At 61.5% G+C, this 22,279-nt stretch carries 17 protein-coding genes, 4 tRNA genes and 1 pseudogene; 19 read left to right on the top strand and 3 right to left on the bottom strand.

Features of this window, described 5'->3' with window-relative positions; genetic code table 11:
* Positions 1-235: 235 nt before the first annotated feature.
* A protein-coding gene (locus LSQ66_RS20305) for an IS3 family transposase (RefSeq protein ID WP_231766978.1) occupies positions 236-1,386 on the bottom strand; the annotation gives its coding sequence in 2 pieces (ribosomal slippage) (positions 236-1,146 and positions 1,146-1,386; 1,152 coding nt in all).
* Positions 1,387-1,450: 64 nt separating this feature from the next.
* On the opposite strand from LSQ66_RS20305, the pseudogene LSQ66_RS24865 reads away from it, so the two are divergent.
* The 6 genes and pseudogenes from LSQ66_RS24865 to LSQ66_RS20280 form a co-directional block, all read left to right on the top strand.
* Positions 1,451-1,699: pseudogene (locus LSQ66_RS24865) on the top strand (DUF7668 domain-containing protein); the annotation flags it as partial.
* Between the two features lie 66 nt (positions 1,700-1,765).
* Positions 1,766-4,492 (top strand): RHS repeat domain-containing protein, encoded by a 2,727-nt coding sequence (locus LSQ66_RS20300; RefSeq protein ID WP_231766977.1) that lies wholly within the window; start codon positions 1,766-1,768, stop codon positions 4,490-4,492.
* Positions 4,493-4,502: 10 nt separating this feature from the next.
* The gene (locus tag LSQ66_RS20295) at positions 4,503-4,967 is read left to right on the top strand and encodes an Imm26 family immunity protein (protein ID WP_231766976.1); all 465 of its coding nucleotides are present in this window, start codon (positions 4,503-4,505) and stop codon (positions 4,965-4,967) included.
* Between the two features lie 262 nt (positions 4,968-5,229).
* Positions 5,230-5,562 (top strand): transposase, encoded by a 333-nt coding sequence (locus LSQ66_RS20290; protein WP_267871889.1) that lies wholly within the window; start codon positions 5,230-5,232, stop codon positions 5,560-5,562.
* Complete coding sequence (locus LSQ66_RS20285; protein WP_231766975.1) at positions 5,559-6,380, top strand: IS3 family transposase; 822 nt, start codon at positions 5,559-5,561, stop codon at positions 6,378-6,380. The genes LSQ66_RS20290 and LSQ66_RS20285 overlap by 4 nt, the downstream gene beginning before the upstream one ends.
* 1 nt (position 6,381) lies before the next feature.
* Entirely contained in the window at positions 6,382-6,618 is a 237-nt protein-coding gene (locus LSQ66_RS20280) for a hypothetical protein (protein WP_231766974.1), read from the top strand.
* 615 nt (positions 6,619-7,233) lie between these two features.
* On the opposite strand, the gene LSQ66_RS20275 is transcribed toward LSQ66_RS20280, so the two are convergent.
* Complete coding sequence (locus LSQ66_RS20275) at positions 7,234-7,662, bottom strand: VOC family protein (RefSeq protein WP_231766973.1); 429 nt, start codon at positions 7,660-7,662, stop codon at positions 7,234-7,236.
* A gap of 78 nt (positions 7,663-7,740) precedes the next feature.
* Between LSQ66_RS20275 and LSQ66_RS20270 the strand changes: the two genes are divergently transcribed.
* Entirely contained in the window at positions 7,741-9,279 is a 1,539-nt protein-coding gene (locus LSQ66_RS20270; RefSeq protein ID WP_231766972.1) for a tetratricopeptide repeat protein, read from the top strand.
* Between the two features lie 4 nt (positions 9,280-9,283).
* On the opposite strand, the gene LSQ66_RS20265 is transcribed toward LSQ66_RS20270, so the two are convergent.
* Positions 9,284-12,544: an EAL domain-containing protein gene (locus LSQ66_RS20265; protein WP_231766971.1), complete on the bottom strand. Its 3,261-nt coding sequence runs from the start codon at positions 12,542-12,544 to the stop codon at positions 9,284-9,286.
* Between the two features lie 210 nt (positions 12,545-12,754).
* Between LSQ66_RS20265 and LSQ66_RS20260 the strand changes: the two genes are divergently transcribed.
* From LSQ66_RS20260 to rpoB, 12 genes are all read left to right on the top strand, one after another.
* Positions 12,755-12,840 (top strand) — tRNA-Tyr (locus tag LSQ66_RS20260).
* Between the two features lie 43 nt (positions 12,841-12,883).
* Positions 12,884-12,957, top strand: a tRNA-Gly gene (locus LSQ66_RS20255).
* 27 nt (positions 12,958-12,984) lie between these two features.
* Positions 12,985-13,059 (top strand) — tRNA-Thr (locus tag LSQ66_RS20250).
* An 80-nt stretch (positions 13,060-13,139) separates the two neighbouring features.
* A complete protein-coding gene (tuf, locus tag LSQ66_RS20245) occupies positions 13,140-14,330 on the top strand; it encodes an elongation factor Tu (RefSeq protein ID WP_231766970.1) in 1,191 nt (396 codons plus the stop codon).
* A 72-nt stretch (positions 14,331-14,402) separates the two neighbouring features.
* A tRNA-Trp gene (locus LSQ66_RS20240) sits at positions 14,403-14,478 on the top strand.
* Between the two features lie 36 nt (positions 14,479-14,514).
* Complete coding sequence (gene secE / locus LSQ66_RS20235; protein WP_231766969.1) at positions 14,515-14,898, top strand: preprotein translocase subunit SecE; 384 nt, start codon at positions 14,515-14,517, stop codon at positions 14,896-14,898.
* The gene (gene nusG / locus LSQ66_RS20230; RefSeq protein ID WP_231766968.1) at positions 14,898-15,497 is read left to right on the top strand and encodes a transcription termination/antitermination protein NusG; all 600 of its coding nucleotides are present in this window, start codon (positions 14,898-14,900) and stop codon (positions 15,495-15,497) included. The genes secE and nusG overlap by 1 nt, the downstream gene beginning before the upstream one ends.
* 90 nt (positions 15,498-15,587) lie before the next feature.
* Complete coding sequence (rplK, locus tag LSQ66_RS20225; protein WP_231766967.1) at positions 15,588-16,019, top strand: 50S ribosomal protein L11; 432 nt, start codon at positions 15,588-15,590, stop codon at positions 16,017-16,019.
* Positions 16,020-16,021: 2 nt separating this feature from the next.
* Positions 16,022-16,717 carry a 50S ribosomal protein L1 gene (rplA, locus tag LSQ66_RS20220; RefSeq protein ID WP_231766966.1) on the top strand — a complete coding sequence of 232 codons (696 nt, stop codon included), beginning with the start codon at positions 16,022-16,024 and terminating at the stop codon, positions 16,715-16,717.
* A 245-nt stretch (positions 16,718-16,962) separates the two neighbouring features.
* Positions 16,963-17,466: a 50S ribosomal protein L10 gene (rplJ, locus tag LSQ66_RS20215; protein WP_231766965.1), complete on the top strand. Its 504-nt coding sequence runs from the start codon at positions 16,963-16,965 to the stop codon at positions 17,464-17,466.
* A gap of 61 nt (positions 17,467-17,527) precedes the next feature.
* Positions 17,528-17,908 (top strand): 50S ribosomal protein L7/L12, encoded by a 381-nt coding sequence (gene rplL / locus LSQ66_RS20210; RefSeq protein ID WP_231766964.1) that lies wholly within the window; start codon positions 17,528-17,530, stop codon positions 17,906-17,908.
* Positions 17,909-18,129: 221 nt separating this feature from the next.
* On the top strand, positions 18,130-22,239 hold the full coding sequence (gene rpoB / locus LSQ66_RS20205; protein WP_231766963.1) for a DNA-directed RNA polymerase subunit beta: 4,110 nt from the start codon (positions 18,130-18,132) through the stop codon (positions 22,237-22,239).
* Positions 22,240-22,279 lie beyond the last annotated feature (40 nt).

Raw genomic sequence — 22,279 nt, 5'->3', positions numbered from 1 at the left:
CATCCGCGGGGTTCAATAATGTGGAAGTATTTGTGCCAGCAGCGGAGAATACCTCGGAGGGTTGTTGACTGGACGTAGTACCGACGAGTCTAATCTTCAGTTATGCTTGGCCGCCAGCCGCTGCGCTGATCCTGGAAATCGATAAGCCATGACTAAACTTAATGACCGTTGTGTAGACGCTTTGCGACAGGTGATTCAGCTGTTGGTTGGCGGGGGTTGAATCGCCATCATTTCTCTAGACACTCTGCAGCCGTAGAGAATGCCGCTTTTCGAATTCGATCGGCGAAAGCCTTTCGCTGAATCCATGGCGACGCTTTGGATTGTAGAACATCTCAATGTAGTCGAAGACATCCTGCCTGGCCTCGTCGCGGGTCGAATAGGTCTTGCGCCGTATTCGCTCGCGCTTTAGCAACTGGAAAAAGCTCTCAGCCACGGCATTGTCGTGACAATTGCCTCGTCGGCTCATGCTTTGCACGAGGCCATGTGCCGCCAGGAAGTCGCGCCAATCGTAGCTGCTAAATTGGCTCCCCTGATCTGAGTGGACCATAACCTCTTCAGTCGGTTGTCGGCGCCATACAGCCATCAGCAAAGCGCTCATCGCCAGCTCGCGGTCGATCCGTGAACTCATCGACCATCCGATTACCTGACGAGAGAACAGGTCCAAGACAACTGCCAGGTAGAGCCATCCCTCACAGGTTCGCAGGTAGGTGATATCGGTGACCCACACCTTGTTTGGTTCAGTAACATCGAACTCCCGTTGCAGGTGGTTGGGTGCGACGACCGATGGTGGGCCGCCGCGCTTCGACTTCCGCTTGGCGTAGCCCGTTTGAGAACGTATGCCCTCAGATCGCATCAGGCGATGAACTCGGTTGATCCCGCATTGCTCACCAAGCTCCTGCAAGTCATCGTAGACCTTGCGGTAACCGTAGACCGCGCCGCTCTCCAGCCAAGACTGCTTGATATGGCCAAGCAGCCGTCGGTTCTCTTTCTCACGCGGACTTTCGGCAGTGATGCACCAAGCGTAATAGCCGCTGGGGTGAACCTTGACCATCTTGCACAGCCGCCGGACTGAATGCACGGCCTGGTGCTCGCGAATGAAGGCGTACCTTACCCGGACGTCTTGGCAAAGTACGCCGCGGCCTTTCGCAAAATATCGCGCTCCTCGGTGACGCGTTTCAGTTCGGCCTTCAGACGCCGCATTTCCTCTGTCTGGGCGTCGTTGGCCTTGCGCTCGGCCTCGGGAACGCCGTAGCGCTTGATCCAAGCGTAGATGCTGTGAATGCTCACGCCGAGGCGCTCAGCCACCTGCGCTGCTGGATGCCCGCGATCCAGCACCTGCTTGACCGCCGCAACCTTGAATTCTTCCGTGTACCGCTTTCCGCTCATGATGACTCCTTTGCCTAAATTATGGCTCAGGAGTGTCTAGTGGTATGGTGGCGATTCAGATTTTATATCTGAGGAAACACGTTCAAATGGAGTTCGACTGTCAGCCGATATGCTTCGGAAGGCTATCGCTGACTATGGAAGGACGTTAACAATGCCACCGGAATCAGCGTTCGAAGCAGTTGACGCTATCGAGGTCAGCGGGAAGAAATTCCCTACATGGTCGGTAAACGTTCATCTTTGGACGGTTGAGGAAGGGTGTTCCGATCTGACACTTGAGTGTACGTTGATTCAACGGGATGACAGAATTGATGTCGAGCTTGACAACCTACTGAGCATTCGCGATACCAAGCAGGCAGGCGACGTACGTGCAGCCGTTCCCGTGCTGGTGTTTGCCGACCGCGCCGGCCAGGCGGTGCGCACCTTCACCTGGGGCTACGATGGCCGCACCATCGTCACGGACAGCAGCTACGACACGGCGGGCCGCCTCAGCAAAGTCTACTGGCCGCGCTTTAGCGACGGCGCCGGCGCGCTGGTGGACAACCCGAGCGGCGCCATCCTGCGCAGCCAGACCACCTACGATGCGCTGGACCGTCCGCTGCAGGTGAAGTCCCTGGACGAACTGGGCGCCGAGCAGACCACGACCCATACCTGGGAAGGGTTCAAGCACAAGATCAGGAACCCGAAGAACTTCGAGGTCAGCGAAACGCGCGACGTGTGGGGCAAGCTGGCCCAAACGGCGGACGCGGACCTGAAAGTGACGGCCTTCCTCTTCGACGCCTTCGGCAACCTGGCCAAGACGACCGATTCGAAGGGCAACGTGGTCACCGTGAGCTACGACCGTTGGGGCCGCCGCACGAAGCTGACCGACCCCGACCTGGGCGCGACGAACTACAGTGTGGACGCCGTGGGCCAAACCTGGAAGCAGGTCAGCCCTAATGAGCTGGCGGCAGGCCAGGCCACGCTCATGCAGTACGACAAGCTGGGCCGCATGACCAGCCGCGTTTCGGGCGACATGACGGCAAGCTGGACCTATGACGCGCTGGCAGGGCAGGGCAGCTGCAGCAGCTACCGCAGCTGCGGCAAGCTGGTGGAATCGCGCACCCTGGCGGGCATCACCTCGGTCGACTTCTGGCAGCGCCATACCTACGACTCGAAGGGGCGGCCTGACACGACCACGACCAGCCTGGACACGAACTACACCAGCAAGCACGTCTACGACATCTGGGGCCGCCTGCTGCGCGAGGAGCACCAGCGTGGCACCGATGCGGCCAAGGCCTACGAGCGCCGCTACAACGCCTGGGGCCAGCTGGCCCGGATCGAACGCGCCGGGCAGGCCGTGTGGACGGGCACGGGCCAGGATGCGGCAGGCCGCATGACGGGCTGGACCCTGGGTAACGGCCTGGCCGTATCGCAGCAGTTCAACGCCAACACCGGGCGCCTCGGCACTGGGGCCGTGGGCAATGTGCTGACCGAGGACTACCACTACGACGTGCTGGGCAATGTTTCCCAGCGTTCGCAGCGCTGGGGCACGGTGGGCTTTGCGGAAGACTTCCAGTACGACAGCCTGAACCGGCTGAAGAATTCCCAGATCACCAACCTGGGCACGATGCAGCAGCAGCCGCTGCAGGTGTTCACGTACGACGAGCTGGGCAACATGCTGAGCAAGACGGGCGTGGGCACGGGCAACTACGAGTACCCGCTGCCGGGCGCGGGGCGTCCGCACGCCGTGTCGAACATTCCCGGTGTGGGCAGCTTTAATTACGACTTCAACGGCAACATGACCTCGGGCGCAGGCCGGACGGTGACGTGGAACTCCTTCGACATGCCGATCCAGATCAGCAAGGGCGGCGCGAGCAGCACCTTCTACTACGGCGCCGACCACCAGCGCGTGAAGCAGGTGCGTTCGGACGGCGTGACGCTGTGGTACGCGGGCGCCATGGAGGTGGAGGCCGGCACGAGCACGACGGTCAAGACCTACCTGCCGAACGGCATTGGCGTGGAGATCGAGAAGAGCGGCACGAGCACGCTCCTCTACACCCACCAGGACCGCCTGGGCAGCGTGGTGGCGATTACGGACGGCACGGGCGTGGTGATGGAAAGCCTGGCCTACGACAGCTGGGGCAAGCGGCGCGACCGCGTGAGCGTGGCCACGCCGGACAGCCTGGACGGCGACAAGGACAACAAGGGCTTCACGGGCCATGAAATGCTGGACCAGCTCGACCTGGTGCACATGAACGGTCGCGTGTATGACCCGCTGGTGGCGCGCTTCATGAGCGCCGACCCGATCATCCAGGACCCGCTGCACTCGCAAAGCTATAATCGCTACAGCTATGTGTGGAACAACCCGACGAATCTGACGGACCCGACGGGCTTCGCAGGCGAGGGGCCGAAGGAGAACAAGGGCTTCCTGTGCCAAATGCTGAATTTGTGTGGTCCGAGTTCCGCAAACAAGGGTGCGCGCGCAGAGAACGGTGAATCGACCAAGGAAAACGGGGCATCGGTTGGTACGAAGGACCCTGGACGGGCGCAGGAAAGACCCGCTAACGGCAACGTGATTGCGGCTACCGGCGTAATCGGTACAGTTAGTACCGCCGCGATTGCTCCAGGAGGTGCGACATTACCCGGACTAGGGGGCGCTGGTGGCGTGGGAACTGGTGCGGGATCTGCCGCTGCCGGAGCGGCGACGGTTCTTATCGTCGGCTCGATTAGCGGAAGTGAAGCACGAGCCGAAGACCGGTACATCTATGTGACGTATACTCGGGTCCACCCGGTAACTGGCGAGGTGTACTCAGGAAGGACTAGTGGCGTCGGCGATCCAGAAACATTGGTGCTTGAACGTGGGCGTCAGCAAGACCATCTGAACAAAGAAGGGTTCGCGCCACCCGTAGTCGATAGATGGTCAGATTCTCGCGTGCCAATTCGGGGACGCGAGCAACAACTCATTGATTTTTATGGTGGAGCGAAAAGCGTAGGGGGCACTGCGCGCAACATGATCAACGGTGTGGCCGACTTCAACCCCTTGAGGCCGGTTTATATTGAGGCGGCGATTAGTAAATTCGGGCCTTTACCGGATAATTCGCCATCTCGAAAACGGCTCGGGTTTTAAATAAAATAATATGGCAAAGAAAAACTTTTTCCCAGGCGACGTGTATGCCATTCCTCTGCGCACAGGAGGCTTCGCGTTCGGTTTAGTTTGTGTTGGAGGCGATTTTTCTTTTTTCGACTTCAGGGCTTCTACGCCTGTCATGCCGGAAGATTTGCTGGACCGCGGGATCGCCTTTCGTGTGCCGGTAGCAAGAGATGCCCCTCGAACGGGTAAGTGGACTGTCCTTGGAAACGTACCGTTACATGGGGACTATGCTAAACCGGGGAGATATCTACACAAGCCTATTGGCTCCGAGCAATGCTTTCTTTACTGTGCTGGCGAGGAGGTTCCGATAAACATTCGGGAAATTGACGGGCTAGAAGTTTTATCAACATGGTTTTCATTCCATATTGAGGAGCGACTGGACGACTATTTTTCTGGCCGACCTAACAAATATGTTACGGCGATACGAAAACAACTTGGGATAGCGGAATGAGTTCAGTGGTCGGATGATCAGGATAGAACTCGCCAGCGGTCCTGCAGCAGCGAGCTTCGGTGAGGTGGTGGAGCGTGCGGTCGCAGAAAGGGTTGCAGCCAATCCTTTAATGAAGAACGTCCTCGAATACACTATTAAGCCGTTTGTGAAGACGCCTGATTTCTACTAGATTGGGGGCGGATCACCTTCAGCGGGGCTACGAAGGCACGTTGCGCTTGATTGAGTATGTGTAATGACCCAGTGAATTCCTGCTCAGGTGATAATACAGAAAGGACATCACGTGAGCATGGTCATGGAAGAGGAAGTAAAACGTTGGACGGCGAAGCGCAAAGCGGCGCTGGTCACTGAAATCATTCAAGGTAAGACCACCGTGGCAGAGGCCAGCCGGGCCTTTGATATGCCGCCTTCGGAGATCGAAGAGTGGGTGGATGAAGCCAAGCGGGGCATGGAGAACGCCTTGCGGGCAAAACCGCTCGACGTCCGCGAGCAGTACGAACGCCAGATCAAAGAGCTTCAGGAAGCCTACGGTGAGGCGATGCTGGAACTGCGTGCCAGAAAAAAGCTGGCGTCCCTGCTGGGCGAGGAAGAGAAGTGATCGAAACGATCCGCCAGGGACTAGCAGAAGACGGATTCAAAGTTTCGATCAATAAGCTGTGCCAGTGGTTCGACATGCCGCGCCGGACGGTGTACTACAAGTCCGTCAAGGCGGCGCCGAAGGTGCAGCCGCGCTTTGCCGAACCAATCAAGGCCATGATCAACGAGGAGCCATCGTTCGGCTATCGCACCGTGGCGGCCCTGCTGGGCTTCAACAAGAACACCGTGCAACGCATCTTCCAACTACGTGGCTGGCAAGTGAAGAAGCGGCCGATCGGCTTTCGTCCGCGTGTGCAGGCCTTGCCTTCGGTGGCGACGGCTCCGGACCAGCGCTGGGCGACCGACATGTGCCGCGTCTGGGCTGGGCGCGATGGGTGGTCAGTGCTGGCTTTGGTGATCGATTGCCATACCCGTGAACTACTGGGCTGGCATCTTTCCCGCTCCGGCAAGGCTAAAACGGCGGAGGCGGCCTTGGAACAGGCCCTTATTGCCCGCTATGGCACCCTGGGCAAAGTTACAGCGCCATTCTTGTTAAGGTCGGACAACGGCTTGGTTTTCACCAGCCGCAGCTACACCAGATTGGTGCGCAGCTATGGCCTGCGCCAGGAATTCATCACGCCTCACTGCCCCGAGCAGAATGGCATGGTGGAGCGCGTCATCAGGACGCTGAAGGAGCAGTGCGTACATCGGCACCGCTTCGAAAGTTTGCAGAACGCCAGCCGGGTCATCGCCGACTGGATTGGCTTCTACAACAACCGGCGCCCGCATCAGGCGCTGGGCATGAAAACACCCGCTGAGGCGTTTAGATTAGCGGCTTAAGTTGAGCAGGAACCGCTGGGTCATTACAACCACCTACGATGCGCTGGACCGTCCGCTGCAGGTGAAGACCCTGGACGAACTGGGCGCGGAGCAGACCACCACCCATACTTGGGAAGGCTTCAAGCACAAGATCAAGAACCCGAAGAACTTCGGGCTCAGCGAAACGCGCGACGTGTGGGGGCAGCTGGAATTGACCTCTGGATTCTTAATCGTTAAGGGGGGCGTGAATGGGAACTAAATATGCTGGCATGACCGTAAATGAGCGCCTCTATCTCAGCGGTTTGATGAATGACTTTGACAAGGCCGTCCAAGATAGAAACGTTGACGTTGTTCGCATGATCCTCGAAAAGGTAAAGTTGACTGACGAGTCCATCCAACCGATCTTGGAGCATTGGCGATTGCAGGATTAGTTATGCAAAGGGCGCAAATGCGCTGCTAAGCCAATACAAGGCGGACCTGGTCTCCACCGGGATGCGCGACCGCGCGAACCGTCGTAGTTAGCTGACGATCATATACGACCGCAACGACGTGTTTTCGGCCTTGTGGCTAAGACTAATCTGTCGTGAGTCGACCTGACCACCGGCAGTCCAAGCGGCGCACGGTCAACGACATCTGGGGCCGCCTGCTGCGCGAGGAGCACCAGCGTGGCACCGATGCGGCCAAGGCCTACGAGCGGCGCTACAACGCCTGGGGCCAGCTGGCCAGGATCGAACGCGCCGGGCAGGCCGTGTGGACGGGCACCGGCCAGGATGCGGCAGGCCGCATGACGGGCTGGACCCTGGGCAACGGCCTGGCGGTATCGCAGCAGTTCAACGCCAACACCGGGCGCCTGGGCGGGGGCCTGCGAAGCAAATCAAAAGGTGATGCGCACGGAAGGCGCGCTGCGCTGCGCCTCGCCATGGAAGACGGACTCAATATTGTTGCCGTCCGGGTCCAGAACGAACGCCGCGTAGTAGCCGGGGTGATAGGGCCGCTCGCCGGGCCCGCCGTTATCCTTGCCGCCATTCGCCAGCGCCGCCTTGTAGAAGGCATCCACCATCGCCCGGTCGTGCGCCTGGAAGGCCAGGTGGTGGCGGCCGGTCAGCACGCCTTGGGCAGCTTCGCTGTCCTTCGTTGAAACGAAGAGCTCATCGGCCCAGAAATAGCCGTCACCCGTGCCGCCCATCGGCACCTTCAGCACCTCGAAAATGGCCGAGTAAAAAGCCTGCGAAGCGGGCAGGTCCCGCACCACCAGCTGGATATGGTCGATCAGGCGTCCGCGATGGATCTCATTGGTTTCCACACTATGCTCCTTGTCTGGGTATTATTTTTTCGATAATGCCTATACACTGGTCTTTTTTTCTGAGAGGGAACTTCGTCCGTGCGTATTCTGCTTGCCGCTTTCCTGTTTTCCCTTGCCAGCCTGAGCCAGGCCGCTTCCAACTTTACCTTCGATCCCGCGCCGGGGCCGCACGGTGTGGGCCTGCGCGTGGTCGAGCAGTACGACTATTCGCGCTCCTATCGCGGGCGCTACGATGTGGTGACGGGCAAGCCGGTGAGCGGGGAAACCGCGCGGCCGATGCAAACGGTGATCTGGTATCCCGCCGAGAAAGGCGGCCGGCGCCTGACCTACGGCGACTACTCCGCTCTCAGCATCACGGAAGAACGCTTCGGGCTCAGCGCCGGGGAAATCAGGACAGAAGCCGAGAAGCGCCTGGCAAGCGGCGGCGATATCGGCATCGAGCAGATGAAGACCGAACAGGCGCGCCCAATGTGGGCAGTGCGTGATGCCAAGGCGGCGGCGGGCAAGTTCCCTGTCGTGATCTATGCGCCCAGTTTCAGTGCCGGTTCCGCCGAGAACGCCGACCTGTGCGAATACCTCGCGAGCCACGGCTACGTCGTGGTCGCCAGCCCGAGTATGGGCGCGTACACGCGCAGCATGACGGACAACCTCGAAGGCATCGAAGCCCAGGCGGCCGATATCGCCTTCCTGATCGCTTACGCGCACCGCTTGCCGCAGGCGGACATGGGCAAGCTGGCTGTCGCCGGTTTCAGTTGGGGCGGCATCTCCAATGTGTTCGTTGCGGCGCGCGACAGCCGCGTGAAGGCCTTGGTCAATCTTGATGGCTCGGTGCGCTACTGGCCGGAATTGATCGAGCAGGCCAAGTATGTGCAGCCTTCGCGTGTCGCCATTCCCATGCTGTTCCTGGCGCAGCGCCCCCGTTCGATGGAAGACCTGGCCAAGCGCGGCAAGCCCGTGACCAGCTTCCTCAACGAGATGAAGTACTCGGACCTGTACAACGTAACCTTCTATCCGATGGACCATTTCGCATTTTCGTCGGAGGCGCTGCGCTTCGTCGGGGCGAACCGCTATCACGAATACGAGCCCGCCGAAGTGCAGAAGGCGCACAGCTGGATGGCGCGCTATGTGCTTCAGTTCCTTGACGCCTATCTGCAAGGGAAGGAGGAGGGGAAGGCCTTCCTGAACAATACGCCGAAGCAGAACGGCGTGCCGGCGCACCTGCTGTCGGTGGCAAGAAACATGTCGCAAGGCGCCGCGCCTACGCTGGAGAACCTGGCCTTCGAAGCAGGCAAGACCGGCTTCCAGAACGTGGAAGAGGTATATGCCGCCATGCGCAAGCGCGATGCAAAATTCGAGGTGGCTGAGCCGGTATTGAACAACTGGGGCTACAAGCTGCTAAGCAGCGGCAACAAGCTGGCGGCCATCTCTGTCTTTAAGCTGGTGACGGCACGCTATCCGGAAAGCGGCAATGCCTACGACAGCCTGGCGGAAGCCTACGAGGCCAATGGCGACAAGGCGCTCGCCATCGAGAACTATCGCCGCTCGCTGCAGCTGGACCCTTCCAACAGCAACGCGGAGCGCCACCTGAAGACGCTCGGGGCGCCGGCGTCGAAGTGATTCCTCAAGCCAGTGCCGCCTCTTCGGAGGGCGGCACCTTGAGGGCCATGCGTTCGAACTCGTGCACGGGCACGGGGCGGGCGAACAGGTAACCTTGCGCTTCCTTGCAGTGCTTGTTGCGCAGGAAGTCGGACTGGGCCTGCGTTTCCACGCCTTCCGCAATCACGTCCAGGCCCAGCGAATGCGCGAGGCCGATGGTGGCGGCGACGATCACCGCGTCGTTCGGGTCGCTCTCGATGTCCTTCACGAAGCCGCGGTCGATCTTGATGCGGTCGATTTCGAACAGCTTCAGGTAGCTCAGCGATGAGTAGCCGGTGCCGAAGTCGTCGATGGCGACCTTGATGCCGCGCGTGCGCAACTCCTTCAACAGGGCGCGGCTGCGCTCGGGGTCCTGCATGGCCGCCGATTCCGTGATCTCCATTTCCAGCAGCGAGGGATCGATGCCGCTGTCGGCCACCAGGCGGTCGAGCTGGGGCAGCAGGGCGCTGCCGTGGCACTGGCGGGCCGAGAGGTTCACGGCCAGGCGCAGGTGGCCCAGGCCCATGCCGCTCCAGCGGTCCAGCAGGTGCACCGCGTGCTGCAGCACCCAGTCGCCCAGCGGCAGGATCAGGCCCGATTCCTCGGCAATGGGGATGAAGCGGTCCGGACTCACCAGGCCCAGCTCGGGATGGTGCCAGCGCAGCAGGGCTTCGGCGCCGATCACGGTCTGCGTGTCGAGGTCGATCTGGGCCTGCAGGTAGATTTCGAATTCCTCCTTCTCCAGCGCCTGCCACAGGCGGTTCTCCAGCATCAGGCGTTCGTGCGTGGCCGTGTTCATGGCGGCGGAGAAGAACTGGAAGTTGTTGCGGCCCCGGCTCTTGGCGGCGTACATGGCGGTGTCGGCGTTGCGCAGCAGGGTGTTGCCGTCCTCGCCGTCCATGGGGAACATCGCCACGCCCACGCTGGCGCCGCTGTGCACGGTCTTTCCTTGCAGCAGATAGGGCGCGCTCAGGGCTTCGACGATGCGTATCGCGATGGCGCTGGTCTCGTCCGGCGTGACGGTGCCGCTGGTGACGACGATGAATTCGTCGCCGCCCAGGCGGGCGATGGTGTCCACCTCGCGCAGCAGTTCGCGCAGGCGGTTGGCCACGGCCACCAGCAGCAGGTCGCCCGTCTGGTGGCCGTGCGTGTCGTTGATCTTCTTGAAGTGGTCCAGGTCAAGGAACATCACGGCCGCCGTGCCCTGGGCGCGGCGCGTCTGCGCCAGCAGCTGGTCCAGGCGCAGGTTGAGGGAGAGGCGGTTGTCCAGGCCCGTCAGCGGGTCGTGGTGGGCCAGGCGGTAGATGCGCTCCTGGGCGCGGTGCTGCTCGGTCAGGTCGTGCAGGATGGCAACGAACAGGTTCTCGCGCGGCAGCACCACTTCGCTGACGGACACGGCCAGCGGGAAGGGCGCGCCGTCGCTGCGCCAGCCGGTCGCTTCGTGCTCGTGGCTCTCGCCGCTGGCGATGCTGCGCAGCAGCTGGGACGGTGTTTCGCCCTGCGCCACGGGGAGCAGGTCCTGCAGGGGCAGGCCGGGGATCTGGTCCTGGCGGTAGCCGAAGAGGCGGCCCGCCGCCGCGTTGCCCGCGACCAGACGGCCTTCCGCGTCTATGGTGAGGATGGCGTCGGCCGCATTGTCGAGAATGGCCTGCAGGCGCGCCTCCCTTTCCTGCAGGCGGGCGGTGGCGTCTTCCACCTGGGCCTGCACTTCGGCGCGCTCGCCGCTGATCATGAGCAGCAGGCCGCCCAGCAGGCCGGTGAGCAGCAGGCCCGAGGTCAGCACCGTCCAGCTTTGCCAGCCGCGGTGCTGGGCCAGGTAGGCTTCCGTGGGCGCGAGGGTGAGCTCGTAGCGGCGGCCGCCGAAGCGCAGTTCCTGCTTGAAGTCGTGTTCGCCGGGCGGGCCGGCCAGCTGGTCGAACAGGGTGGCGTCCTGCTGGGCGTCCAGGTCCACCAGGCGCGCCAGCATGTGCGGGAAGCCGATCTGCTTGAGCACCTGCAGCAGGTAGCTGTCGTTCTGCAGGGCGATGAGCAGCACGCCCAGCGGCGGCTCGCCCGGCGCGACGGCAACGGACTGGGCTACCAGCACGCCCGGCGCAGGCTTGCTGCTGAGCAGGCGCAGGGGCGCGCTCGCCGTGGGCTGGCCGCTGCGCACGGCGCTCTCGATCATCGCGGCGCGCGTCGGTTCGCTCAGCAGGTCCAGGCCCCAGTGCTGGCGGCGGTCGGCCGGTTCGATGAAGATGGCCGTCATGTAGCGCTCGCGCTCGGGCGCGGGCAGCAGGTGGCGGTCCGGCGTGATCTGCTTGATCTGGAAGTTGGTCTGCACGTTGGCCCGCGCCCAAGTCTCCAGGGCGGCCCTGTCCTCGCGCGCGACGGGGCGCAGCCAGCTCATCGACAGCAGCTCGTCGCGCCGGTCCAGGTAGCCGCTGGCGACATTGCTGAAATCCTTGGCGTTCATGTGCTCGCCATGCCCGCTGATCGCGCGCGACATGGCGTAGAGGAAACGCTCGTGTTCGTTGAGCTTGGCCTGCAGCAGGTCGCTCGCCTGCTGCGACTTGAGGTTGAAGGTCTGCATCTGCTGGGACGACTCCCATTTCTCCACCTGGAGGAAGATGCCGACGAAGACGGCCATCAGCAGGGCCAGCGGCAGGCCCACCACCCAGCGCCGCCGGCGCCACAGCTCGCGCGGCTGGCCGATCAGCACCCATACCAGGGGCGCGGCCAGCAGCATGCCGATGGAGTCGCCCAGCCACCAGGCCAGCCAGTTGGCCGCGAACTCGGTCGTGCTCAACACGCCCGAGAGGGCGATGCCGCACAGCGAAAAGGTGCTGCTGGTGAGCGAGAGCAGGGGCGCCAGCAGCAGAAAGCGCAGCACGTCGCGCCCCGAGCCGATGGCGGGCCGTATCCAGCGGTTGAAGGCGTGCATGGCCACGTAGGCCTGAAGGGTGGCGCCGCAGGCGGCCGAGCAGGCCGCCACCACGTGGGCGAAGTCGGGCAGGGCCAGCGGGCCGCGCGCCAGGGGCACCAGGTTCAGCAGCAGGGCGCCCAGGGCCACCCCCGGCAGCAGCCGCGGACCCCAGCTGACCAGGACAGCCAGGGCGATCCCGGCGGGAAGGAAGAGGGGCGTGGCATAGCCGGGAGCCAGGGCCAGCTGCAAGCCCAGTTCGCCCGTCGCCAGGTAGGCGGCCAGGAGGACGGCGTTGGCGAGAAGCGGGCTGAGTCCGGATGGCCGGCGGGGCGTTTCGGTCATGAAGATTCCGGCGAGGAGAATGCGTGGTCGAAAAGCTATTGTCGAGCACAAAGCGGAGTTTTCATGCAACCTAAAAACAACACTTGCACTTTTGTTGATGCAGCCGTTACAATTCCGCCCCGAAGCGAACGGTCGGACGCACAGCCTGTACTTTTGGGCTTGAGCTCTTGACAGTTTTTTGTAGGTGCTTCATACTCTGCGGTTCCTCGCGGAGGGGTGGCCGAGTGGTTAAAGGCAGCAGACTGTAAATCTGCCCTCTTATGAGTACACTGGTTCGAATCCAGTCCCCTCCACCAAGTTTGCTAGGAAACTGAGTGATATAGAAGTGAAACGGACCTCGCGGGTGTAGCTCAATGGTAGAGCTGAAGCCTTCCAAGCTTAAGACGAGGGTTCGATTCCCTTCACCCGCTCCAGCTTCGTTAGCAGCGCGCAGTACAAATGCCCTTGTAGCTCAGTGGTAGAGCACTCCCTTGGTAAGGGAGAGGCCACGTGTTCAATCCACGTCAAGGGCACCAGAATTCGCAGTATCAGCAGTAAGTTCATCTGACAGTCGGGCGCGTGCCCAGCAATCTTATCAAATTGTTAGGAGTCTAAAATGGCAAAAGAAAAGTTCGAGCGGACTAAGCCGCACGTGAACGTTGGCACCATCGGTCACGTTGACCATGGCAAGACCACCCTGACCGCTGCAATCGCAACCGTTCTGTCGAAGAAGTTCGGCGGCGAAGCGAAAGCTTACGACCAGATCGACGCTGCTCCGGAAGAAAAAGCACGCGGCATCACCATCAACACCGCCCACGTCGAGTACGAAACCGCCGGCCGCCACTACGCCCACGTTGACTGCCCAGGCCACGCCGACTACATCAAGAACATGATCACCGGCGCAGCGCAGATGGACGGCGCGATCCTGGTGTGCTCCGCCGCTGACGGCCCCATGCCGCAGACCCGCGAACACATCCTGCTGGCCCGCCAGGTTGGCGTGCCTTACATCATCGTGTTCCTGAACAAGTGCGACCTGGTGGATGACGCCGAGCTGCTGGAACTGGTGGAAATGGAAGTGCGCGAGCTGCTGTCCAAGTACGAGTTCCCAGGCGACGACCTGCCGATCATCAAGGGTTCGGCCCGTATGGCCCTGGACGGCGACACCGGCGATCTGGGCGAGCAGGCCATCATGCGCCTGGCTGAAGCCCTGGACTCCTACATCCCGACGCCAGAGCGCGCTGTGGACGGCGCCTTCCTGATGCCAGTGGAAGACGTGTTCTCGATCTCCGGCCGCGGCACCGTGGTGACCGGCCGTGTCGAGCGCGGCATCATCAAGGTCGGCGAAGAGATCGAAATCGTCGGCATCAAGGAAACCGTGAAGACCACCTGCACCGGCGTGGAAATGTTCCGCAAGCTGCTGGACCAGGGCCAGGCTGGCGACAACGTCGGTCTGCTGCTGCGCGGCACCAAGCGTGAAGACGTGGAGCGCGGCCAGGTTCTGGCCAAGCCGGGCTCGATCAAGCCGCACAACCACTTCACCGGCGAGATCTATGTTCTGTCGAAGGATGAGGGCGGCCGTCACACCCCGTTCTTCAACAACTACCGTCCTCAGTTCTACTTCCGTACCACGGACGTGACCGGTTCCATCGAGCTGCCAGCCGACAAGGAAATGGTGATGCCTGGCGATAACGTGTCGATCACCGTCAAGCTGATCAACCCGATCGCCATGGAAGAAGGCCTGCGCTTCGCCATCCGCGAAGGCGGCCGTACCGTGGGCGCCGGCGTGGTTGCCAAGATCATCGCCTAAGGAATCTTGCCAAGGACTAGCACCCGACGGCGTTGGGTGCTAGAATAACGGATTCCACTGTAAGTTTTACGTAGGGGCGTAGCTCAATTGGCAGAGCGTCGGTCTCCAAAACCGAAGGTTGGGGGTTCGATGCCCTCCGCCCCTGCCACCGAATCTGGTGCAGGGCACCGAAAGTAAAAAGTAAATGTCTAATCAATCCGTGCAAACCGTTGGCACGCCGGGCGACAAGCTCAAGGTGCTGCTGGCAGTGGTTGCGGTGATTGCAGGCGTCGTCGGGTTCTTCTACCTGGCAGGTCAACCATCCATTATGCGCGTCGCCGCGCTGGTGGGTGGTTTGCTTATTGGCGCTGGCATCGCATACACCTCCACCACTGGCCGCGATTTCCTGAATTTTGCCAAGGAATCCGTCCGCGAGACCAAAAAAGTGGTGTGGCCGACCCGCAAGGAAGCCACCCAGATCACGCTGATCGTGTTCGCCTTCGTGGTGGTGATGGCGGTGTTCCTGTGGGGCACGGATAAGTTGCTGGAATTCCTGTTGTACGACGTGATCCTGGGTTGGAAAAAATAATGAGCGAAAATGTGCAAGACGACGTGCCGGGCCAAGACCCGGCACAGCCGCTCAGCGTTCCAGTGAACAACAAGCGCTGGTACGTTGTGCATGCTTATTCCGGCATGGAGAAAAGCGTGCAGCGTGCCCTGACCGAGCGCGTCGAGCGCGCCGGCATGCAGGACAAGTTCGGCCAGATCCTGGTGCCGACCGAGGAAGTCGTCGAGGTCAAGAACGGCCAGAAGTCCGTCACCGAACGCCGCTTCTTCCCCGGCTACGTGCTGGTGGAGATGGAAATGACCGACGATACCTGGCACCTGGTGAAGAACACCAGCAAGGTCACCGGTTTTATCGGCGGCAAGTCGAACAAGCCCACCCCCATCCCTGCGCGCGAGATCGAGAAGATCATGCACCAGATGCAGGAAGGCGTGGAGAAGCCGCGTCCCAAGGTGCTGTACGAAGTGGGCGAGCAGGTGCGCATCAAGGACGGTCCGTTCACCGACTTCAACGGCAACGTGGAAGAAGTGAACTACGAGAAATCCAAGGTCCGCGTCTCCGTCACCATCTTCGGCCGCGCCACCCCCGTCGAGCTCGAATTCGGCCAGGTCGAAAAAGTTTAAGCAGCAAGCGCCGAACGGAGCGCCTAATCCGCAAGAGGAGCCCCGCACTGCGGGGCGCTACTACTCAATCCAACGATAGGAAACGCCATCATGGCAAAGAAAATCATTGGCTTTATCAAGCTGCAAGTGCCAGCTGGTAAGGCAAACCCCTCCCCACCGATCGGCCCTGCGCTCGGTCAGCGCGGCCTGAACATCATGGAATTCTGCAAGGCGTTCAACGCGCAGACCCAGGGCATGGAACCCGGCATGCCGATCCCCGTGGTGATCACCGCCTTCGCGGACAAGTCCTTCACCTTCCAGATGAAGACCCCGCCGGCCACCTACCTGATCAAGAAGCACTCCGGCGTGCAAAAAGGTTCGCCGAAGCCACATACCGACAAGGTTGGCAAGCTGACCCGCGCACAAGCGGAAGAAATCGCGAAACTGAAGACCCCGGACCTGACCGCGGCTGACCTGGACGCCGCCGTGCGTACCATCGCCGGTTCCGCTCGTTCCATGGGCATCACCGTTGAGGGCATCTAATCATGGCAAAACTGTCCAAACGCGCTCAAGCCATCAAGGCTAAAGTAGACCGTACCAAAGTGTACGCCTTCGACAACGCTGTCGCCCTGATCAAGGAACTGGCCACCGCCAAGTTCAACGAGTCGATCGACGTGTCCGTCCAGCTGGGCGTGGACCCGAAGAAGTCCGACCAGGTGGTGCGCGGCTCCGTCGTGCTGCCAGCAGGCACCGGCAAGACCGTCCGCGTGGCCGTGTTCGCCACCGGCGACAAGGCTGAAGCTGCCAAGGCAGCGGGCGCCGACGTGGTCGGCATGGAAGACCTGGCAGAACGCGTGAAGGCCGGCGACATGCCGTTCGACATCGTGATCGCCTCGCCCGACACCATGCGTATCGTCGGTACCCTGGGCCAGATCCTGGGCCCGCGCGGCCTGATGCCGAACCCGAAGGTTGGCACCGTGACCCCTGACGTGGCTGGCGCCGTGAAGAACGCCAAGGCCGGCCAGGTGCAGTACCGTACCGACAAGGCCGGTATCATCCACGCCACCATCGGCCGCAAGTCTTTCAGCGACGCCGATCTGAAGACCAACCTGGTCGCCCTGATCGACGCCCTGAACAAGGCCAAGCCTGCTTCGTCCAAAGGCGTGTACCTGCGCAAAGTGTCGATCTCCTCGACCATGGGCGCGGGCGTGCGCGTGGATCAGGCAACCCTGGCTGCCTAAGTAAAGAATCAAGTCCCGGCGGAACATTAGCCGGGCGCATCTTTGGGCTGGCAGGGGCAACCCTGCCAGGCAATCAAAGACCGCTGGGCTCAGTGCAGCAGGCAGGCACCGGGTTAATAGTGAAAGCTCCCAGCGCAGATGGTGTACCCGAACAAGTTTCGTAGTCCATTGGACTCCTAAACCTCGGACGCCGTTGTTCGAACCGATGTGCGGCATTTGCCAAGCATCATTTAAGGAGGTTGACCGTGGGTCTCAATCTGAATGACAAAAAGGCCGTCGTCGCCGAAGTTTCCGCAAAAGTAGCAACTGCGCAAACGATCGTCGTGGCCGAGTACCGTGGCATCCAGGTTGCTCACTTGACGCAACTTCGTGCTAAGGCGCGTGCCCAGGGCGTGTACCTGCGTGTTCTGAAGAACACGCTGGCCCGCCGCTCTGTGGAAGGTACGCAATTCGCCAACCTGTCCGACGCAATGACCGGTCCGCTGATCTACTCGATCTCGGACGACGCCGTGGCTGCCGCGAAAGTCCTCGCCGACTTCGCGAAAACCAACGACAAGCTGGTCGTGAAAGCAGGTAACTATGCAGGCAAGCAGCTCGACGTGGCTGGCGTGACTGCACTGGCGAGCATTCCAAGCCGTGAAGTCCTCATCTCGCAGCTGTTGGGCGTTATGCTGGCTCCGGTGTCGGGCTTTGCACGTGGTCTGGCTGCTCTGGCAGCGAAAAAAGAATCCGAAGGCGCTGCAGCTTAAGCCCTGGTCTTTTTTCTCAAGTAATCAATTCTGTAGCACATAAATCTATTAGGAGTTTCAAATGGCAATTAGCAAAGACGATATCCTGAACGCAGTGAGCGAAATGTCCGTGATGGACCTGAACGAACTGGTGAAGGCCTTCGAAGAGAAGTTCGGCGTGTCCGCAGCTGCAATGGCAGCTCCGGCTGCTGGCGGTGCTGCCGGCGGCGGCGCGGCTGCTGCTGAAGAGCAGACCGAATTCAACCTGGTCCTGTCCGAAGTCGGCGCCAACAAAGTGGGCGTCATCAAGGCAGTGCGTGAAATCACCGGTCTGGGCCTGAAAGAAGCCAAGGACCTGGTGGACGGCGCACCGAAGACCGTGAAGGAAGCCCTGTCGAAAGCTGACGCTGAAGCCGGCAAGAAGAAGCTGGAAGAAGCTGGCGCCAAGGCCGACCTGAAGTAATTGAAATACCGGCGCTGGTAGTCTTTTGCGCCCGAGCCAAAGTCGCGGATCTCCTTCCGGAAGGGAGGAGGTCCGGCTTTGGCTCCTTTGTCGTCCCTGCTGTATTTGTTTGCTGTACCCGGCCTGAAAGCTAGAGTCTTGAGATTTCCGCTGTAGAGAACTATAGCGGATACAGCGGAAATCTGAAGCTTTTATCCTTTCCTGTCACTCACGGAGTGTCCATGCACTACTCATTTACTGAGAAGAAACGCATTCGCAAATCCTTCGCGAAGCGCGCCAACGTCCACAACGTTCCGTTCCTGCTGGCGACCCAGCTCGAGTCTTACGAAAACTTCTTGCAGGAACACACTCCGGTGTCTGCCCGCAAGAACGAAGGCCTGCAATCGGCCTTCACCAGTATCTTCCCTATCGTTTCGCACAACGGTTTCGCACGCCTGGAGTTCCTCTCCTACGTGCTGGGCGACCCTGCCTTCGATGTGAAAGAGTGCCAGCTGCGTGGCCTGACCTTCGCGTCCCCGCTGCGCGCCAAAGTGCGCCTGGTGATCCTGGACAAGGAATCCCCGACCAAGCCGGTCGTGAAGGAAATGAAGGAGCAGGAAGTCTACATGGGCGAACTGCCCCTGATGACCACCACCGGTTCCTTCGTGATCAACGGCACCGAGCGTGTCATTGTGTCGCAGCTGCACCGTTCGCCGGGCGTGTTCTTCGAGCACGACCGCGGCAAGACGCACTCGTCCGGCAAGCTGCTGTTCTCGGCCCGCATCATCCCCTACCGCGGCTCCTGGCTGGACTTCGAGTTCGACCCGAAGGACATCCTGTACTTCCGCGTCGACCGCCGCCGCAAGATGCCGGTGTCGATCCTGCTGAAGGCCATCGGCATGACGCCGGAGCAGATCCTGGCGAACTTCTTCGTCTTCGACAACTTCAACCTGCGCTCGGAAGGCGGCGAACTCGAGTTCGTGGCCGAACGCCTGCGCGGTGAGGTGGCGCGCTTCGACATCGTCAATCCGAAGGACGGCAAGGTCATCGTCGCCAAGGACAAGCGCATCAACGCCAAGCACGTGCGCGAAATCGAAGGCGCCGGCGTCAAGCACATCTCCGTGCCGGAAGACTACCTGCTGGGCCGCGTGCTGGCCAAGAACATCGTCGATCCGGAAACGGGCGAAGTGGTGGCCAACGCCAACGACGAGCTGACCGAGGAAACCCTGGGCAAGCTGCGCGAAGCGAACATCGGCACCATCCAGACCCTGTACACGAACGACCTGGACCAGGGCGCCTACATCTCGCAGACCCTGCGCATCGACGACACCGCCGACCAGACGGCCGCGCGCGTGGCCATCTACCGCATGATGCGTCCTGGCGAACCGCCTACCGAAGAGTCGGTGGAAGCCCTGTTCAACGGCCTGTTCTACAGCGCCGACCGCTACGACCTGTCTGCCGTGGGCCGCATGAAGTTCAACCGCCGCGTGGGCCGCGACGAGCTGACCGGCGACATGACCCTGTCCAACGACGACATCCTGGCCGTGATCAAGATCCTCGTCGAGCTGCGCAATGGCCGCGGCGAAGTGGACGACATCGACCACCTGGGCAACCGCCGCGTGCGCTGCGTGGGCGAACTGGCGGAGAACCAGTTCCGCGCCGGCCTGGTGCGCGTGGAGCGCGCCGTGAAGGAACGCCTGGGCCAGGCCGAAGCCGACAACCTGATGCCGCACGACCTGATCAACTCCAAGCCGATTTCGGCCGCCATCCGCGAGTTCTTCGGTTCGTCCCAGCTGTCGCAGTTCATGGACCAGACCAACCCGCTGTCCGAGATCACCCACAAGCGCCGTGTTTCCGCACTGGGCCCGGGCGGCCTGACGCGCGAACGCGCCGGCTTCGAGGTGCGCGACGTGCACCCGACCCACTACGGCCGCGTGTGCCCGATCGAAACGCCTGAAGGCCCGAACATCGGCCTGATCAACTCGCTGGCACTGTATGCCCGCCTGAACGAGTACGGCTTCCTGGAAACGCCTTACCGCAAGGTGGAGAACAGCGTCGTCACCGACAAGATCGACTACCTGTCCGCCATCGAGGAAGGCCGCTACATCATTGCCCAGGCAAACGCCAAGATCAATGACAAGGGCCAGCTGATCGACGAACTGGTGTCCGCGCGTGAAGCGGGCGAGACCATCCTCGTGTCGCCCGAGCGCATCCAGTACATGGACGTGGCCCCGGGCCAGATCGTGTCCGTGGCAGCGTCGCTGATTCCGTTCCTGGAGCACGACGACGCGAACCGTGCACTGATGGGCGCCAACATGCAGCGCCAGGCCGTGCCCTGCCTGCGTCCTGAAAAGGCGCTGGTCGGCACCGGCATCGAGCGCACCGTGGCGGTCGACTCCGGCACCACCGTGCAGGCCCTGCGCGGCGGCGTGGTGGACTACATCGATGCAGGCCGCGTGGTGATCCGCGTGAACGACGAAGAAGCGCAGGCTGGCGAAGTCGGCGTGGACATCTACAACCTGATCAAGTACACCCGTTCCAACCAGAACACCAACATCAACCAGCGTCCGATCGTGAAAGTGGGCGACCGCGTGGCCAAGGGCGACGTGATCGCCGACGGCGCATCGACCGACCTGGGCGAACTGGCGCTGGGCCAGAACATGACCGTGGCCTTCATGCCATGGAACGGCCTGAACTTCGAGGACTCGATCCTGATCTCGGAAAACGTCGTGAAAGACGACCGTTACACCTCGATCCACATCGAAGAACTGTCCGTGGTGGCCCGCGACACGAAGCTGGGCGCGGAAGAAATCACCCGCGACATCTCGAACCTGGCCGAAAACCAGCTGGCGCGCCTGGATGAATCGGGCATCGTGTACATCGGCGCCGAAGTGCAGGCCGGCGACACCCTGGTCGGCAAGGTGACGCCGAAGGGCGAAACCCAGCTGACCCCGGAAGAGAAGCTGCTGCGCGCCATCTTCGGCGAAAAGGCATCGGACGTGAAAGACACCTCGCTGCGCGTGCCTTCGGGCATGGTCGGCACCGTGATCGACGTGCAGGTGTTCACCCGCGAAGGCATCCCGCGCGACAAGCGCGCCCAGCAGATCATCGACGACGAGCTGAAGCGCTACCGCCTGGACCTGAACGACCAGATGCGTATTGTGGAAGGCGACGCCTTCCAGCGTCTGGAAAAAATGCTGATCGGTAAAGTCGTGAACGGCGGTCCGAAGAAGCTGGCCAAGGGCGCCAAGATCACCAAGGAATACCTGGCCGATCTGGACAAGTTCCACTGGTTCGACATCCGCCCTGCGGACGAAGACGCTGCCACCGCCCTGGAAGCCATCAAGGAATCCATCGCCGAGAAGCGCCACCAGTTCGACCTGGCCTTCGAAGAGAAGCGCAAGAAGCTGACGCAAGGCGACGAGCTGCAGCCTGGCGTGCAGAAGATGGTCAAGGTCTACCTGGCCGTGAAGCGCCGCCTGCAGTCCGGCGACAAGATGGCAGGCCGCCACGGTAACAAGGGTGTGGTCTCGCGCATCGTGCCGGTAGAAGACATGCCATACATGGCCGACGGCACGCCCGCGGACGTGGTGCTGAACCCGCTGGGTGTTCCGTCCCGTATGAACGTGGGCCAGATTCTGGAAACCCACCTGGGCTGGGCAGCGAAGGGCCTGGGCCTGCGCATCGGCGAAATGCTGCAGCAGGAGATCAAGGTTGCGGAGATGCGCAAGTTCCTGACCACCGTGTACAACGAGACCGGTGCGAAAGAGGACATCGCCAACTTCAGCGACGAAGAGATCATGAACCTGGCGCAGAACCTGAAGAAGGGTGTGCCGTTCGCGACCCCGGTGTTCGACGGTGCGCACGAATCCGAAATCCGCCGCATGCTGGACCTGGCGTATCCGGACGAGATCGCGAGCAAGCTGGGCATGACCGATTCGAAGAACCAGGTCACCATGTACGACGGCCGCACCGGCGAAGCCTTCGAGCGCAAGGTCACCGTGGGCGTGATGCACATGCTGAAGCTGCACCACCTGGTCGACGACAAGATGCACGCGCGCTCCACCGGTCCTTACTCGCTGGTGACGCAGCAGCCTCTGGGCGGTAAAGCCCAGTTCGGCGGCCAGCGCTTCGGCGAGATGGAGGTGTGGGCACTGGAAGCCTACGGCGCATCCTACGTGCTGCAGGAAATGCTGACCGTGAAGTCCGACGACGTGAACGGCCGTACCAAGGTGTACGAGAACCTCGTCAAGGGCGATCACGTGATCGATGCCGGCATGCCGGAATCGTTCAACGTGCTGGTGAAAGAGATCCGTTCCCTGGGTATCGATATCGACCTGGAACGCAACTAAGACACCGCGCGGCCCCGGCGCAAGGCGCCGGGGCAATTTG

This window comes from Massilia endophytica (assembly GCF_021165955.1).
In the GTDB taxonomy this organism is placed as follows: Bacteria; Pseudomonadota; Gammaproteobacteria; order Burkholderiales; family Burkholderiaceae_D; genus Rugamonas; species Rugamonas endophytica.
Note: the sequence above shows the minus strand (reverse complement) of the source record. Positions and strands in the feature narration are given on the sequence as shown.

Bases quoted from the DNA above. Each gene is read 5' to 3' on its own strand.
- secE (WP_231766969.1), top strand. From the start codon at position 14,515: ATGTCTAATCAATCCGTGCAAACCGTTGGCACGCCGGGCGACAAGCTC.
- LSQ66_RS20295 (WP_231766976.1), top strand. From the start codon at position 4,503: ATGGCAAAGAAAAACTTTTTCCCAGGCGACGTGTATGCCATTCCTCTG.
- rplA (WP_231766966.1), top strand. From the start codon at position 16,022: ATGGCAAAACTGTCCAAACGCGCTCAAGCCATCAAGGCTAAAGTAGAC.
- tuf (WP_231766970.1), top strand. From the start codon at position 13,140: ATGGCAAAAGAAAAGTTCGAGCGGACTAAGCCGCACGTGAACGTTGGC.
- rpoB (WP_231766963.1), top strand. From the start codon at position 18,130: ATGCACTACTCATTTACTGAGAAGAAACGCATTCGCAAATCCTTCGCG.
- nusG (WP_231766968.1), top strand. From the start codon at position 14,898: ATGAGCGAAAATGTGCAAGACGACGTGCCGGGCCAAGACCCGGCACAG.
- rplK (WP_231766967.1), top strand. From the start codon at position 15,588: ATGGCAAAGAAAATCATTGGCTTTATCAAGCTGCAAGTGCCAGCTGGT.
- rplL (WP_231766964.1), top strand. From the start codon at position 17,528: ATGGCAATTAGCAAAGACGATATCCTGAACGCAGTGAGCGAAATGTCC.
- LSQ66_RS20265 (WP_231766971.1), bottom strand. From the start codon at position 12,544: ATGACCGAAACGCCCCGCCGGCCATCCGGACTCAGCCCGCTTCTCGCC.